The sequence below is a fragment of the Gordonia otitidis NBRC 100426 genome (genome assembly GCF_000248075.1).
Lineage (GTDB): Bacteria > Actinomycetota > Actinomycetes > Mycobacteriales > Mycobacteriaceae > Gordonia > Gordonia otitidis.
In genome coordinates this window covers 1-15,275 of record NZ_BAFB01000090.1, presented here as the reverse complement: position 1 = coordinate 15,275, position 15,275 = coordinate 1, and the positions used below count along the sequence as shown (strand labels likewise).

Here is a 15,275-nt window from a genome sequence, read left to right as displayed (position 1 = left end):
TGGTGCCCTCCGGACTCCTCAGGCCTCACGTTGTGAATGCTTCTGGTGCACGGCCTGGCGGCTGATCCGCAGAATCTCCGCAATCGCCTGCCAGCTCCAGCCCTTCGATCGAGCGTTCGCAACCTGTACTTCCTCGAGCCGGTCGGCCAGGGTCCGCAGTGCGCGGACCGCGGCGAGGCCGATGGCCGGATCGTCGCTGGCAGCGGCCCCGGCCAGATCCTGCTCTGGTGTCGTCGGTTCGTCGTGCATGCATGTCAGGTTATGTTGACATGATCCGGATGTCAATATTAATTGACATCCAAACCTGAGATGGCCAGTGGGCTTGGTACACGAAGCTGGTCCCGGGCAGGGACGAACCACCACGCACACATCGGGCGACAAGGGGGGCCTTCGACCCGCAGTCGGCGTCACAGGTCGAAGACCCCCACCTCGTCCAAATGCGTCTAAGTCATGCCAGAATTTAGTCTCAAGACATCACTCGATGTCGTTTATGCGCCGCAAAGCGGGTCTCGATTTCCAGTCTTACAACAAACGAGCAGCCAGCGCTTTTGGGGCTATTCTTTCCCCGATCGTATCGACAACTCGCATCAATAATGGCTGCCGGTAGTTTCACGATTAACCTGAACCAGGGCAATCTGAGAGCAGAGTAACTCCGTTTGCTGGTGCATTCAGCGCACATCGTTGTGTTTTAGCCTTGCAGATCGGCCGGGCGCTCATGGGCGGTAGGATCGAGCCCAATCAACGTACATTTTGCCACCAGCCGCAATATTTCCCCCGAAGTTATCGAGCTGCAGGCATAGATGCATAGACCATGGCGGGAGCTTGCTGACGGCGGTTGTACGTGCCCATTCAAACCCGTCTACATAGACCGCAATATAGCTCGGCGTCCAGTTCACCGCGAATGCATGCCACTGTGTACCGTCACCTTCAATCCTGTGCGACTCGACAGAATTGAACATCCCGTAATGCAGGTTGTACTCAGCACTCTGACGGGCAGGGTCCGAGATTTCCATGAAATCGACCTCACCACCGATTGGCCACATATTGTTATCAGGCCACAAGAGTGCGACCGCATGGTATCCGGGCGCTGCGGCCGGAGATCTTGTACAGATTTCCCAGCGACCGTACTTCTGACCACCCCCGCTCTCCGCCATGCCTCCGGAGTTCCCACTGGCGTCCCCAGTGACGACAAGCGCGCCATCAGACACTGTGATTGCGCTCGGAGTACGTCTGCCATTGCCGTCATGCCCGACGCTATTATAGATGACCCAGTTCGACAATGTACTCGAATTGGTGAACTCATCCGCCTTGTACGGTGATCCCCAGCCCAAAGTTTGCGCAGCGGTCCGAGAACACTTCCCCGAGTCATTCGCGGCTCTCGCCGAACCGGAAGAGCCACATGAGATGATCTGCGCACCTACTACCATGGCTACACTCACCAGAATAGAAACCGCACCCCTAGCGTGGGGACCGCGCCCAGTCCGATCCGAACTCCTCATCTCTAAACAATACCGCAAATCTGGACACGAATCCGCATCAATCCGCACACCATCTTGTTTAGATAACCGGTGTCGACCTATTTTCAGCTGGGCCACAGGAAGTAACGAATTCCGTATACCATAGCTACACCGCTTTCACCACTGGTTTTCTCATCACGAACCGACGGTAGCGGGATCGACGATAGCGGGATCCCCGACGACCGCACCCGTACTACGAATGAGAAAGCAATGCAGTACCCGAAGCGGGGGCGTAGACACCAACCCAGTCGACATCCATCTGCATCGTCGGCGGTATTCCCGCGCTCGGACACCGCAATATGCCCCACTTCGCGTTCTGTTGGCATGCACCCGACTCGATCTGCATCGCTAACCACATCGGAATGCCGGGCGACACGAGTGGCCCAGAGGCAGTCGCCCACACCTTGCCGTTCAGAAGGTAACGGACCTGCCCTGGCAGCCACTCGACACCTACCCGCGTCCACCGGGTGAAATCGCCCCGCACACTACGCATGGTCTTCTGCTTACTGCCATCAGCTCCCCAATAATGGACCGCAGCCGACGCGGAACGTCTCGTTCCGTCGTTACTCTCGAGGAAGTCAATCTCTGGGGGCCAAACGTTGGCCTGCGGCCACAACAAAAGATGGAAGCTGACTTCATCACTCGCCTGCACCCGAAACCGCACTTCCCACTTGCCGTAGAGCTGAGGGGCAGAGATGTTCGCGACACCTCCAGTTATCCAACTACCTTCGCGTTGAACCGCACGTAGGTGGAGCATGCCTCCCGACACGGTGACCATCGACGGCGACCACTGACTATTCGTATTACCGCCCGGCTGTCCGCTGTACGCGCCCCAGTTGGGGCCCAGGCCACACCGGTTGAACTCGTCGACGAAAGTACGGGTCCATCCTGGGCCACCGGGCGCAACAGGCTCGGTCCCCACTGCAGGAGCACTACACGCCATCGGGGCTGCCTCACCGACTGCAGTGGCGAGCGACGCACACAAACCCAAAGTGAAAGCGACTATCATTAACCGGCGCATTCCGCGTGCGAGCATGAAGTGACCACCTCTTTTGGGGCACGAAAGATCCTGGGTTTGGGTATAAGAATCAATGATAAGCGGAATCGGGTGTTCAAGCACGTCACGTCCAGCTGGGCTTGTAGACCGTGACCCAGTCGACGTCCATCGCCAACTCATGGGGAGTTCCTGCTCGCGGGCACGGGGATAAACCCCACTCCTTGTTGCGTTGGCACGCGCCCGACTCGATCTGCATTGCCAACCACATCGGCACCGAGGGCACTCGCTTGTCTTGGATGACCTGCCAGGGTTTTCCATTTAGCGACAACCTGATCGCGCCTGGGCCCCATTCAACGGTCGCAATGTTCCAGTTTGTGAAGTCACCGAGAACACTCTTCATTATCTTACCCTGCGACCCGTCGGCATTGCGGTAGTGCAATGCCGAAGAAGCACTACGCCGTGTCCCGTCAGTACTTTCAAGGAAGTCAATTTCCGGGGGCCATACATTATCCTTGGGCCAGAGCAACATGTGGAAACTGATCTCGTCGCTTGCCGGGATGCGAAAGCGCACATCCCACCGCCCGTAGGACTGTGCATTGCCGATGTTCGCTACACCGCCCGTGAACCACTTGCCGTTCTGCTGCTGAGCAGAGAGATGCAACATACCGCCCGAAACACTGACCATCGACGGCGACCACTCGCTGTTAGGATTGCCGCCTGGTTTCCCGCTGTAAGAACTCCAGTTGGGTCCTAGTACACAGCGGTTGAAGTCGTCTACCAAGGCCGGCTTCCACCCAGGCCAAGCTCTGATCTCCGTCGCTGGTGCGCTGGTGGTACCAGCGACGGGCGTGACGTTGCAATCATGGACATTCGCGGGAACGATCGCTGACCCTTGCCGATCCGGGACTACATTAATCGCTACTCCCGCAGCAACGACTATGCACAAGCCAATGCACAATGAAATGAAAAGCTTTGACTGCACAAGGTCATTGATCGAGCGAGAAGGCATCTCCTCAGCCCGTCACGTCGGGAGTAAGTGCCTGTGAGAAAAGGCGGTACGCGGTAAGTAGGGCAGCGCAGACCATAAGAACTACCAACGCGACAGTCAGTATTCGAGCGACGGGGCCGCGCCCAATCTTTCCCTCAGGCCCTAGTTCGATCTCACGCACAACCGAGGCAAGGACCAGCAGCATAGCACTCACGCTGAACACAACTTGGCTTCCGTACATCCTGACTGCGTACGGAAGTCGGCCCACATTGTCCAGAATCCATTGCTGCATGTCAGTTGAGCTCCACACTAGGGTCTTTTATGTTTCTAAGGACGACGATGCTCGGGTCGTTATAGATGATTCGGTAGTAACCTGCGTCGAGCAGTTGCTGCATCTGTGACTCGATCCAGTCCGTCGGATAGCCATACTGGTAGCGCAGCGCTGCGTCAGTCTGCGGTACTGAGACAATGTAGTCCGGGTCTTTCGAAATCGTGCACTCGGCAAGTGTGTCCAAACACTTCAGCGAATCAACCGTCAGGACCGAGACACCGCTGAACAGCCTGCCCGAAGCGAGAGTCGAGTTCGCCCACCACAACATTACGGTCGATCCTTGGGGAACGTTGCTCATTAGCTTCTGGCTGACACGTTCTTGAGTGCGCGAGGTGTACTCGATAGCGGTGTTAAGGCCACGGTTGGCAACCAGTACGAGCGAGGCGATGAGTACCGCAACAATTGAAGCGGCCTGGACGATCCGCACTCGGCGCGCACCCAACTGTGGCACCGCGTTTCGACCGTCCTTTTTCACCCTTCGTAGCGGATGGAGAGCGCCGTCGGCCGCCCGCGTGTAGATCGCTGCCACGAGTAACGCGGCCAACGGCGCGAGAATCGGCGCCGAGAGCACGAAAGCGCGAATTACCACTTCGCCGCCATAGCTCTGCACCATGACCAGCCCGAACGGAATTATCGTCAAAAATCCGGCCGCAACCCACATTCTGTCCTTGCGAAGGCAGAACACCCAGCCGAAGAATCCCGCACATGCGAAGAATCCAGACGAGATCAACCTCAGGTACTGCATACGCGTATAGTCGGGTGACATACCCAACCGCCTTGAGACACCACTGTCAGCGTTTGCCACTTGCCCGACATCGCCCAGCACCGAATGCAGATGCCCGTACCAGAAGGTCCTTGCCCCGAAACTGAACCAGGCAACGAAAAGCAGAATGGCGACCACCCACAGCAGGCGATAGCGAGTCATCCCGAACACCGAGAACGCAAGGAGCGCCGCGATCGCGGCCATCGGGGTCAATTGGTGTTCTACCACCAACGCAGCCAACGTGATAGCGAGTATCAGTTCCATTCCGAGTTCCCAGAGAGCGCCACGCTCGGGAACCCTGGCCGGTGTGCGCCTGACGGTGGCAACGAGCCAGGATGGCACTTCTCTCAGGAGAGGAAGAATCGGTGGCATATCGCCCAATGAGCCACGGAGCGCATCGAATATCGCGCGTGGCCCACCGATCGGGCGGTGCGCTTGCGCCCAGGAAACCCACGCGGCTGATATTAGGTGGAGTCTCGGACTCGCGGTGTCGGGCAACGCCCGACGTCCCAATTGCCATAGCAGCACCGCGAGCATCGAGAAGTAGATGAGGCTAGCGATTGATTGCGGCGAGAAGTAATCCTGCTGATACCAATTGAACAGGGCGGAGATGGTGGCTCCCAGCATAGCGAGACGCCTACTGTGGGTGATCGAGAGGCCGATCAAGAAAACGGGTGCTGCGCAGACAAGACTGTTGACCACCGGAGCCCAGATCAGGAATGCATCTGCCGAGGGCATTTCACCGGCGCGCACCAGCTGGGCTGAACCCGCGAAGAATCCCGCCCAACTGAATCTCGCGTCTGACGGTGGAGGCAGATGCTGAAGCCGATTGAGAATGTCGACGAAACCTCGGTGTGCGTAGGCCGTAGGGAACGAGGCCGTGCCGGCGGCGATTGCGGTGTACATCGACGTGACAACTACGGTCACGGCGAAAGTAAGCACGGCTAGCGTGATATCGAACCTTCTCGAGGTGTACACCACCACAATTGTGATCGCGATGAGCAGCAATGCGACCAGGTATAGGGGACTTACGTGGGTGATGATCCCTGTCGCACCCGAAACCGCCGGGTCGAAGCGTTGAGCTGCACTCACAAAGAGGATCACCGAGGCGATCAGCACCGCAATCCAGATGATCCGCGGCTGCCACGCTGGTGAACGTAGCGCCACAACGCGACCGTAATCGCCTAATCGCCGACATCGATAGTAGGCCAATGCTGTGAGTGTGAGCGAGACGCTAGCGACAGTGGCTTCTGCTGCTTCGGGATGCCACCAGGCCAGTACGATCTGAGTCTGTGCGGTGAGAATCAGTACTGAAACCGACAGTGGAGCAGCAATACTCACATTCAGCGCAAAACCAGGGAGCCGAAAGAAGCTAGCGATGGGTATACCGGGAATGCTGAAGGCCGCAGTCGCCATGATGATTGCGCGCATCCAGACGGGTACCGAGATTGAGACGCCAGCCAACGCAGAGAACGACAGTATCATCACCAGGACGCAAATTGCTGCGGAAAACAGCAAGGCCAGCGTAGAAGTGTGCATGCGAAGAGTTGGCGCCGGCCGTGAGCGCTCGTTCCCGTGCTGCTCATCTTCTAGCCCTGCGGCGGCAGGGCACGTTTCGATCGTCACGTCAGCTCACTTGACGAAGTCGCATGAATAGATTTCACATGCGGAAGCACTGCACTGCGTTGTCTGCGCACTCTTCCGAACCGTGAGCGGAGATACATTAGTGGACCATTCACATATCCGGCCAATTCGTAGAGGACAAGGCTACGGTGCATGCCGTCGGGTTTCTTCTCATTTCGCGCCGAATCCGCACTAACAAGAAATCTGAAGCCTGCTGGAACGATCGCGAGAATCCGACTGAGATATCCGGTAATCACTAGTTTCGTCAGCACCGACGACATTCCGACACCGTACCCATACATCTGACTGCGCAACTCCGACAAGCTACTCCGGTGGCGATGCACAACCAGCACATCGGGACGATACGCCACGGCGAATCCTGCGAGAAGCGCGCGACGGATGAGGTCGAGGTCTTCGCCGCCTCTCGTCGGGGTACCAGGCCCCAGTTCCTCGTCGAATCCACCAATCTCCATAAGCGCCTCTCTACGAAACGCCATGTTGTTGCCGTTGCCTACCTCGCCGCAGGTCCATGGGAAGAACATCGACGGATCGGCACTCGCTCCCAGAGCAGAGACCAGCTCCGGCTCCGCCGGATAGGTGTACACCTCCGGCATCAGGCCTTTATCGAAAACCTGCGCATCCTCGAACCACTGCTGTTCGACTGTGCTCAGCTCGGCGGCCGTGACCCGTCCGGTGATTGCGCCGAGTCGGCCAGTGTCGTCCTTGGCGAAAGCATCGACGAGAGTTTGGACCCAATTCTCGTATGCTGCCGCGTCGTCGTCCGTGAACGCAATCAGCCTTCCCGAGGAAGCCGCTATCCCCGCATTACGCGCTACTGACACACCTCGCACGGATTCCACCACTGTCTTCAACCGGTGGTCTGAAATTCCGGAAAGGATACGTGGCAAGGGCGATTCAGGAAGCAGCGAGTTGTCAACAACGATTATCTCAATATTTCTATAGGTCTGCGCACACAGAGATTCCACAGTTGCGCGGAGGCTCGCTCGGCCCACTGTGGCCACGACGACGGTCACGAGCTCGTCAGGAGAAATCGGATCCAACTCACGAACTCCTTGCGATTCCACGCGCGGACGCGCTTTCGTCACCGCCGCGCGCATACCGAACATCCCCCACGAAGTCACGATGAGTCCCAAGACAATCATGACAGCACGATCTACCCCGCTCAAATCACCGCGGGACACCGCAGCGAGGTTGGTGAGCACTCCGCGCGGTAGTGTGCGACTGACGTAAGTCCGCTCGCTTTCCAACCCGCGAGACGACCCAACCTGGTGCGACAGAGAAGATTTCGATCTGCCCTCATGCAGACACCTATTCAGGAAGTAGCGACGTGTCTGTCGACTGCGAGGCACTGCGTGTTCGACGCTGAACCCCTCGATCCTTACGATGTCGGAGTTGGGAATCTTCGTTCTGATTTCGATACCCATAAGAGTTTCCTCACATCCCGCCGGTAGCGCGCCGACGCGGCCAAAACTGTCACTGAAACCACCTATTCGGTCGAGGGTGTTCTTTCGAACAGCCATCGCCGCACCTATCGGATTGCGGATGCTCATCCCGCTCGCAGGGAGACCCCGGTAGTCACAACCGACAACCCACCCGAACTCTGCGGGAAACCACGACGGTGAGGTACCGCCCTCCCAATCGGGACGCACCTCTCCACCGATTGCGTGGATACGCGGATCGATGAATGCGCGGCGCACGCTCTCCAGACCACCTGGCCCGATCAGAGCGTCATCGTCGAGAAATACCACCACGTCTCCCCGCGCGTGTGCGACTCCGCAGTTCCGCGCACCGGAAAGACCCTGCCGTGGTGCGGAATTTGCTATGACCTGTGCATAATCGCCAAGCTCGTCAGCGAGTTGCGACAACAAGTCCTCGTTGTGATCAACGACAAGAATGAGTTCGTCATCAGGAGCGACCTGTGCCACGATCGCGTGCGTGAGTGCAACCACTGACTGATAACGCTTATACGTGTAGACACAAACTACTACGCTCAGCGAATAAGGGTTCTCGACCTGCTCAGGGGATGTTGCGTTCACGAGCGATATTCTCCTGATACTACGGACCAATACTGTTCGCGCACTCTCTCTGCCCTTCGTCGAATATCAAATCCGCTGACCATATGGTCACGTGCCGCAGCGGACATCAGGGAAGCACTTATCGGGTCGGACAGCAAATTGTTGATCGCTCGAGCAATACACAGAGGATCTCCAGCTGTGACGACATAGCCCGTCTCACGGTCGAGCACGAATTCGGGAAGTCCACCCGAGTCGCTGACCACAGCCGGCACACCCACTGATTGTGCCTCAGCGACGATCAACCCGAACGGTTCGTTAATCGAAGGAGCGAGTAGGAGATCGATTGATCGGAGAATGTTCACTACATCTTCACGTGGTGGTAAGAAAGTGTGCTTGTTCGGCAAGACCCTCTGCGCGTGCGCGCGGATCGATTCGGCATAAGAGCCGTCGTCGACCGCCGGTGCACCGAGTACAGCGAGGTGAATATCACATCCGAAGTCACGGTTAGCAATTGCTACAGCATCAATCGCGTACTCCACTCCCTTGCCGGGATCGAGGCGTCCGATCACCGCCGCAATCGTCACACTCGTATCGCCTTGTGCAAGCTGAGCCCTCAACGCCGCATCTTTCGCACCTGGTCGAAACACTGCAGTGTCGATGCCTTGATGGATGGTGACAGCATTTCCCTGGGCCGCTCTGCCAAGTTGTCTTCTTACCGCGTCGCTGACCGAGATCGAGACCGATGCTCTAGACGCCGCCTCGGTCAAGATGTAACGACCAGGACCCGGCGGCACGATGTCGTGTAATTCCACAATGACCGGCTTTTTGCTCAGCCTGCCTGCAAGGACGGTGTCTACGTGTGTGAACAACCAATTGGAGTGCAGCACATCAAACGGTGCTGCAGCTTTGCGTATCGTCTGCACCGACCCGACCGTCCTCGCTCCGGCCCGGATTAGGTCCAGCGGATTTGTCCGTTTCCCTCCCGAAGTGGTGAATCCCACACGGTCCGGCAGTGCGAGCGGCAGATACGGCAACCCGGATCCGGTCCACCAGGACTCGAGATTCGATCTTCCGGGGCCACCTAGCGTCACAGAGACATCTGATCCCTGAAATGCCAGAGCGAGACTTCGCAGACTTCTATCTGTCCCGCCAGGCGAAGAACTCAAGGTGATTGCAAGGACATTCAGCATGTGACCGCTTCGATCAGCCATCCACAGACCGCTTCGTCCACTGCGCGATCATTGACATGCGGGTAGCGTAACGGCTTGATCGCGAACCGACAGTCCTAGCGAAGCCCTCGCCACCCCCGGACGACGATGTTTCGATTAATCTCTGCGTTGAGTTGCTCGCGGTGCACCTCTCGTGGATCAGAAGACCCCGGGAGCATTGGCTGGAATGGAATGAGGATCGATAAGTGGGCCGTTCAAGTGCCACCAATCTCGACGTAGCAATGGCCGGCCAATGGACGCTGTCCGCGCTTGGACCAATTGACCATGGCGGCAAGGAACGGGTCCAAACTGTCCTCAGAGGCCTTGGTACTTCTGGCGCACAAGGCAGGATTGGACTCATTCCAAACATCCGGAGTCGACAATGGGCATTTGATCCAACATTCCTCGATGCTGCGGTCGTTGAGCTCGAACCCGTCGGCGAAGCCGAAGTGGCTGACACGATGCGCGCCCTCGCAGCGAGTCCCCCGGCCCGTGCTCCGATATGGGTCGCACTGGCCGGGGACTGGATTTTCATCTACCTGGACCACGGCGTCGGCGACGGATTCATGACAATCGGTCTTAGCGCAGCCTTGTTCGGCGCGCCGGGTGAGCCAGCTCCTTGGCAGCGGGCGCCCAAGGTTCGCCATCCGCTCGCGACGGCCCTTTTCGGTGCCCTCACGACGAATCCTCGACTGCCGCTGGACACCGCATTGAAGCTGGGCAGGAAGCCAGCTTCGAGTGTTTCGGATGACGAAGTACGTTCGTGGACACCATCGTTCGACGTTGCTTTCGCGCGCGGCAAGCCGGAGTCGTTCATATCGCTGATGGAATGGCGAGACGCGAATGCTCCCGGAGTTTCTTTGGTGGCGCTTCAGTCCGCACTGCGGGTTCGTGCGTTGCGTGAGGTCGGACTCGAACCCCGCCCAACAATCAAGCTACTGGTCGACGGTCGGCGTTACCTCCCCAAAGGGTCACTTGTGACGTCGAACTTCGCCGCCGGCGTTGATCTCGTGATCGATGATCCCGCGAACCCGAACCAGGTTGCCGAATCGTTCAAACATGTGACCGGCAGTGGCAGTGCGGCTGTCACGCTAGCGGCCACAACTGGGATGATCCAACTCGATCGGTTGCGGTCACGGGTACCTCAGACTGCTACCGAGATACCCGTCACGCCCAGGCCGAACATCGCTATCACGGATCTAGGGCGCCCACCGGCACTGGAACAATTGCCATGGAAGACCGATCACTCGGTACCCCCCACCTACATCGGACTCGTCAGCCCAGCGGATCCGCAGGCCATAACCTTCGCAGGTGGTCGCCTGTTGGGACGCGTGCAGGAAATCGCGTCGTTCCACAACAATGTTTTCGCGCGGGACGCCATCCAGCACGTGGTCAACGCAGTGGCCCACGAGTCGATTCGATTACTCGATTCGATGAACGTGGGGTGAATCGCGAGATGGCATTGGAGGCAGAACTACGAATGGGCGCGCGAGGTGGCAACACCAGAACCTATCGCCTATCGAATATCGCTACGGCTCTGTGGGTTTCAACGATCCAACTGGTTGCCGTAGAAGAGATCGCGTCGTCCAGTTGGCCCGAATATTCGCGAATCAAACAATACGTCAGCGACCTGGGCACAGCGGCTTCGCCCAACCATCTCATGGTCAATACGTCGATAGCACTCGCGGCGCTGTGCTTGATCGCGGGAACGCTGATCTGGGTACAGCTTGGTGTGCTCGACGCTGTGATGGCCGGAGGACTCTGCGTATCCGGTATGGGCATGCTCATCCTCTCGTGGTTTCACCTCGACAGTTCACCACTCATTCACGGACTAGCGGCAAACATGGCTTTCGCTTTTGGACCGGTGACCACTCTCTATATCGCCTTCTACGCATTACGAGACCAAGTACCAACAGTTCTCAACGCTATAGCGATCGGGTTGAGTATCGCGGCCAGCTGTGGGTGGGTTGTGCATGCCACCAATATCGAGCCGGTGCGGGGACTCACCCAAAGAGTCATGGAGTCGTTCTACCTCCTTGCGCTGATCGCCATTGCATTAATCCTTCGGCGTAGCAAGCACTCCCGTGACTCAACCCAAAACTAACTCTCCTCGTGTGATCCACTACACGCCGTGACCCGCATCGAGACAACGTTGTCTCGAACGAATTCCTTCGAACGAATTACAGCCCGTGACCTGCGCCACTGCCGTGCAGATCAATTCACCCAAAGTTTGTTCGAATTGGCTCTCTGAAATAGACGAACCATACTTTCTGTGTGAGGATGTTATCGACTCGCTGCCGAGTACTGAGACCTCACTCGAAGATTCGATTACACCATCAGCTTTTTTGTGCGCGTTCGGCGCTCACGCCCACCCCATCCCACCTCAGGAGACACGTCCCATGGCTGCTCAGCCGCGCGAAGATCGCCTCGGCACGTTCCACCTACGAAACATCGAGAACCCCCGAGTCACAGCCTTGATTCCGGCGATGAACGAGGCCAAGAACCTTCCCTTCGTCGCCGCACGTATGCCCGATGTGGTTGATGAGATCGTATTGGTCGATGGTGCTTCCATCGATAACACCGCGGCAGTCGCGAAGCACCTGTGGCCAACGGCCACGATTCTGAAACAGTCCCGCAGAGGCAAGGGCAATGCTCTTGCCTGCGGACTCGAAGCGGCGACTGGCGACATCATCGTGCTCATGGACGCTGATGGCTCGACCAACCCTGAAGAGATCGACGAGTACGTCTCTGCATTGCGCGCGGGCGCTGACTTCGCGAAGGGATCACGCTTCATTCAGGGCGGAGGGTCGTCGGACATCACTCGCCTGCGTTCAGCGGGGAACAAGTGCTTGAACAGTGTTGTCAATGTCCTCTTCCGCACTCGCTACACCGACCTTTGTTACGGATACAACGCGCTGTGGAGCGATGTGCGCGACGTGCTCGACTTACCGGACACCACGACACACGAGGCGCAATGGGGTGATGGTTTCGAAATCGAGACTCTCATCAACGTGCGGGTTGCCGCAGCACAATTGCGAATCACAGAGGTAGCCAGTTTTGAGCAGGATCGCATTCACGGAACCAGCAATCTCAATGCCGTGCGAGACGGCACACGGGTGCTGCGGACAATATTCTCCGAATGGTCTCGACATCGTCGCGTAGCTGGCAGTTTGTCGCGAGCCCAGCGAGCTGCGAAGACCGCAAGCCGCAAGGAATCAGCAACTGGGATCGTTGTGACCGCGTCCGACTCTGTACCGCAGTAGCACATGATGGTGTCGATTCGCGACGACGCAGTGGGGATCGACGAAGCAGGTGTGGACCGCGGATTCACACGGAATGCCGTGGCTGTCGCGGTCTCGGGTGCAGTAACGGGTGTCTTCGGCCTACTATTCTGGTTCGCGGCAGGAAGATTGTTTCCGGCAGCTTCAGTAGGCGCGGCGTCGGTGTTGATCAACACGACCACGATGGTTTCCACCCTGTCGTCAGCCGCTCTCGGCGGCATGTACGAGCGATTTCTTGGCAATGCACACGCTGACGTCCGTTCGTTAGTGTTCGGCGGGCAGTGTGTCACAGTCTTTCTCTCGGTGTGTCTCTCGGTGATCCTGGCGACGGCAGGTCCGCTCAACCACGTGGTCCACGGCAGTGGCGAGCTGGCCGCGTACGCAGTCTTTCAGGCAACGATGTGTATTTACGCCTTGCAGGACCACGTCGCCACCGGACTCGGTGTTGCACGGTGGAGCGCCGCTAAGAATATCGTTCACGCCGGTGCCAAATTGCTTATGCTCGTCGGAATCGCCACGGCCGCAACCCCCTTTGCGATCGTGTTCTCATGGTGGCTACCAGCGCTAGTGACTGGCGCCGTCCTCGCGTTTGTGACCAGCAAACGCATGCGGCGAGCTGCGCAGGACGGGCACGCGTCGACGCTGCCGCCAGTGAGGGAACTGTGGTCGTTCTTCTTCGGATCGTTAGGCCTTGTTGTTGCCGGTACAGCCATCCCCCTTGCGATGCCCCTCATCGTCGTTGCCCGCTTCGGAATCACAATGTCGGCCTACTTCGCCATATCATGGTCCGTCATCAGCGCCGCAGTGATCGTCATGCACATGCTTGTTGGTCCCTTCGTCGCGGCGGTCAGTACCTGCCCACCCGAATCCTCGGTTCACCTCCTACGTAGATTTGGACTCATACTCACTTCGCTAGCTGTACTGGCGGGTTTAGGCCTCGGCATCCTCGGACCGCTCATGTTGAAACTGGTAGGACATGACTACTACGTGAACGGTCGGGCGCTCATGTATTTTGCAGCACTAACCGTTCCGTTGGCGGTGGTGTTGATCCTCTACCAGGCGTCGTCGCGGGTTCTACGAAAGCTACGGTTGGCTGTTGTTCTCGAAGGCCTCTCAGCAGCCATCGTGCTGGTGGGTATTTCGATCAGTCCCACCGACCGAGGGCTAGTGGTCGTCGGGATGTGGTTCCTCATCGCACAGGGCGTCGTCGCAGTCTTCGCTGTCGCTCCGCTGGTGCGCAACCTGACACGTCTCACCGACGTCCGTCTCCTTTAACCGAGTCGTCATCTCGAACGAGACAGGGTCCGAGCGGTCGAGATCACCGCAAGTCATTCCTCGACGATCGCCTCGGTGATGTTCATGCGGGCCGCTCGGACGGCGGGCACGAAGGCCCCGACGAGGCACAGCACGATCGACACCGCTACGAACAGCAGGGTCGACGGCCGCGGCGAGTACGCGATGTCCAGCGAGGTGGTCGCCGAGAGGATCTTGTCGGCCAGAAAATGCAGCCCCGTCCCCATGACGAGTCCGGTGACCGTTCCGACCACCGCGATCGCTCCCGCCTCGGCCACCACCATCCGGGAGATGAACCGGCGTGAAGCACCCATCGCGCGCAGCACACCGAGTTCGCGGCGCCTTTCCAACACCGACAGCAACAGCGTGTTGAGCAACGCGATCGCTGCGGCCAGCGACACGATCCACTGGATCGCGACCGTGAACGCACCTGCCTGCTGTGCCTGCTGCTGCGTGGCCTCGAGGGCCTGCGCCCCCGTGTACAGATACGCGGTACCCGATTGCGGCGTCGGATGAGAGTCGACGATGCGCTGCAACTGCTGCTGCACCTCGGCTCGATCCGCGTCCCGTGCGACATCGATCTGCAGATACGAATCGCCGGATCGGTTGAACCATTGCGCGAGCAGGGTATTGGACATCGCAGCGGTACCTGAATCAATGGAGATGTAGTCGACGACGTCCCGCACGACAAGATCGTGGTATCCGGTCGGCGACGCCATCCGCAGTGTGGAGCCCACCTGAGCGTCCAGAGACCGTGCCAGCACACCTGACAGGATGATGCCGCGGCCCTCCTGGACGTCGTGGAGGGCCTGGGGGGTGGCCTTTTTGGTAAACGGCGCCGTCGAGCCGGGTTCGAGGCCCTGAACGAGAATCCTGGCCTCGCCGACGTTGACGTTCGCCCACTGCGCCCCGACAACCCGCGACACACCGGGTACGTCACGCACCTCGTCGGCGATGGCGGCGGGTAGCGCTGTGCCGGCCGGGATCTCGTCACGCGGCGTCGACGAGATATAGAAGTCCGGGTCACCGAGGCCGTCGAGTGAATGCGAAATCGACGCGACGAGATTGTCGAGCGCACCGGACGTCCCCATTCCGACCGCGATCGCGACGGCAACGGTCATCAGTGTCGCCCAGGCTCGTCGAGGAGCGCGTTCGGTGTTGACCGCGGCAAGCTGTCCCGGGCCACCGATTCGTCTGGCCACCACGACGACTAACTGCACGAGGGGGCGGGTCAGGGT

At 58.6% G+C, this 15,275-nt stretch carries 12 protein-coding genes; 4 read left to right on the top strand and 8 right to left on the bottom strand.

The window, feature by feature from the left end; all coding sequences use genetic code 11:
* Window positions 1-18: 18 nt before the first annotated feature.
* From GOOTI_RS08800 to GOOTI_RS25065, 7 genes are all read right to left on the bottom strand, one after another.
* Window positions 19-249, bottom strand: a complete 231-nt coding sequence (locus GOOTI_RS08800; RefSeq protein WP_007238225.1) for a hypothetical protein — start codon at window positions 247-249, stop codon at window positions 19-21.
* A 464-nt stretch (window positions 250-713) separates the two neighbouring features.
* Entirely contained in the window at window positions 714-1,427 is a 714-nt protein-coding gene (locus GOOTI_RS25075) for a glycoside hydrolase family 16 protein (RefSeq protein ID WP_233425457.1), read from the bottom strand.
* A gap of 283 nt (window positions 1,428-1,710) precedes the next feature.
* The gene (locus GOOTI_RS27235; protein WP_373279018.1) at window positions 1,711-2,460 is read right to left on the bottom strand and encodes a glycoside hydrolase family 16 protein; all 750 of its coding nucleotides are present in this window, start codon (window positions 2,458-2,460) and stop codon (window positions 1,711-1,713) included.
* Between the two features lie 178 nt (window positions 2,461-2,638).
* Window positions 2,639-3,523, bottom strand: a complete 885-nt coding sequence (locus GOOTI_RS27040; RefSeq protein ID WP_083835880.1) for a glycoside hydrolase family 16 protein — start codon at window positions 3,521-3,523, stop codon at window positions 2,639-2,641.
* 272 nt (window positions 3,524-3,795) lie between these two features.
* Window positions 3,796-6,222 carry a hypothetical protein gene (locus tag GOOTI_RS24730; protein WP_138985226.1) on the bottom strand — a complete coding sequence of 809 codons (2,427 nt, stop codon included), beginning with the start codon at window positions 6,220-6,222 and terminating at the stop codon, window positions 3,796-3,798.
* A complete protein-coding gene (locus GOOTI_RS26115; protein ID WP_007238219.1) occupies window positions 6,219-8,276 on the bottom strand; it encodes a glycosyltransferase in 2,058 nt (685 codons plus the stop codon). The genes GOOTI_RS24730 and GOOTI_RS26115 overlap by 4 nt, the downstream gene beginning before the upstream one ends.
* On the bottom strand, window positions 8,273-9,445 hold the full coding sequence (locus tag GOOTI_RS25065; protein ID WP_233425456.1) for a glycosyltransferase family 4 protein: 1,173 nt from the start codon (window positions 9,443-9,445) through the stop codon (window positions 8,273-8,275). Before GOOTI_RS25065 ends, GOOTI_RS26115 begins: the two co-directional genes overlap by 4 nt.
* A gap of 224 nt (window positions 9,446-9,669) precedes the next feature.
* On the opposite strand from GOOTI_RS25065, the gene GOOTI_RS26110 reads away from it, so the two are divergent.
* From GOOTI_RS26110 to GOOTI_RS08750, 4 genes are all read left to right on the top strand, one after another.
* Complete coding sequence (locus GOOTI_RS26110) at window positions 9,670-10,911, top strand: hypothetical protein (protein ID WP_007238217.1); 1,242 nt, start codon at window positions 9,670-9,672, stop codon at window positions 10,909-10,911.
* An 8-nt stretch (window positions 10,912-10,919) separates the two neighbouring features.
* Window positions 10,920-11,567, top strand: coding sequence for a DUF998 domain-containing protein (locus GOOTI_RS08760; protein WP_169315800.1), 648 nt, complete (start codon window positions 10,920-10,922; stop codon window positions 11,565-11,567).
* Window positions 11,568-11,862: 295 nt separating this feature from the next.
* Window positions 11,863-12,726, top strand: a complete 864-nt coding sequence (locus GOOTI_RS08755) for a glycosyltransferase family 2 protein (protein WP_007238215.1) — start codon at window positions 11,863-11,865, stop codon at window positions 12,724-12,726.
* A gap of 3 nt (window positions 12,727-12,729) precedes the next feature.
* Window positions 12,730-14,019, top strand: a complete 1,290-nt coding sequence (locus tag GOOTI_RS08750; RefSeq protein WP_007238214.1) for a hypothetical protein — start codon at window positions 12,730-12,732, stop codon at window positions 14,017-14,019.
* 53 nt (window positions 14,020-14,072) lie between these two features.
* Here GOOTI_RS08750 and GOOTI_RS08745 read toward each other — a convergent pair.
* Window positions 14,073-15,275: ABC transporter permease (locus tag GOOTI_RS08745; protein WP_007238213.1), on the bottom strand; the 1,203-nt coding region annotated here is incomplete at its 5' end.

What these genes read in the sequence shown, in the direction of transcription:
- GOOTI_RS27235 (WP_373279018.1), bottom strand. Translation starts at nt 2,460, where the DNA reads ATGGCGTGTAGTGCTCCTGCAGTGGGGACCGAGCCTGTTGCGCCCGGT.
- GOOTI_RS25075 (WP_233425457.1), bottom strand. Translation starts at nt 1,427, where the DNA reads ATGGTAGTAGGTGCGCAGATCATCTCATGTGGCTCTTCCGGTTCGGCG.
- GOOTI_RS08755 (WP_007238215.1), top strand. Translation starts at nt 11,863, where the DNA reads ATGGCTGCTCAGCCGCGCGAAGATCGCCTCGGCACGTTCCACCTACGA.
- GOOTI_RS08750 (WP_007238214.1), top strand. Translation starts at nt 12,730, where the DNA reads ATGATGGTGTCGATTCGCGACGACGCAGTGGGGATCGACGAAGCAGGT.
- GOOTI_RS25065 (WP_233425456.1), bottom strand. Translation starts at nt 9,445, where the DNA reads ATGCTGAATGTCCTTGCAATCACCTTGAGTTCTTCGCCTGGCGGGACA.
- GOOTI_RS08800 (WP_007238225.1), bottom strand. Translation starts at nt 249, where the DNA reads ATGCACGACGAACCGACGACACCAGAGCAGGATCTGGCCGGGGCCGCT.
- GOOTI_RS27040 (WP_083835880.1), bottom strand. Translation starts at nt 3,523, where the DNA reads ATGCCTTCTCGCTCGATCAATGACCTTGTGCAGTCAAAGCTTTTCATT.
- GOOTI_RS08760 (WP_169315800.1), top strand. Translation starts at nt 10,920, where the DNA reads ATGGCATTGGAGGCAGAACTACGAATGGGCGCGCGAGGTGGCAACACC.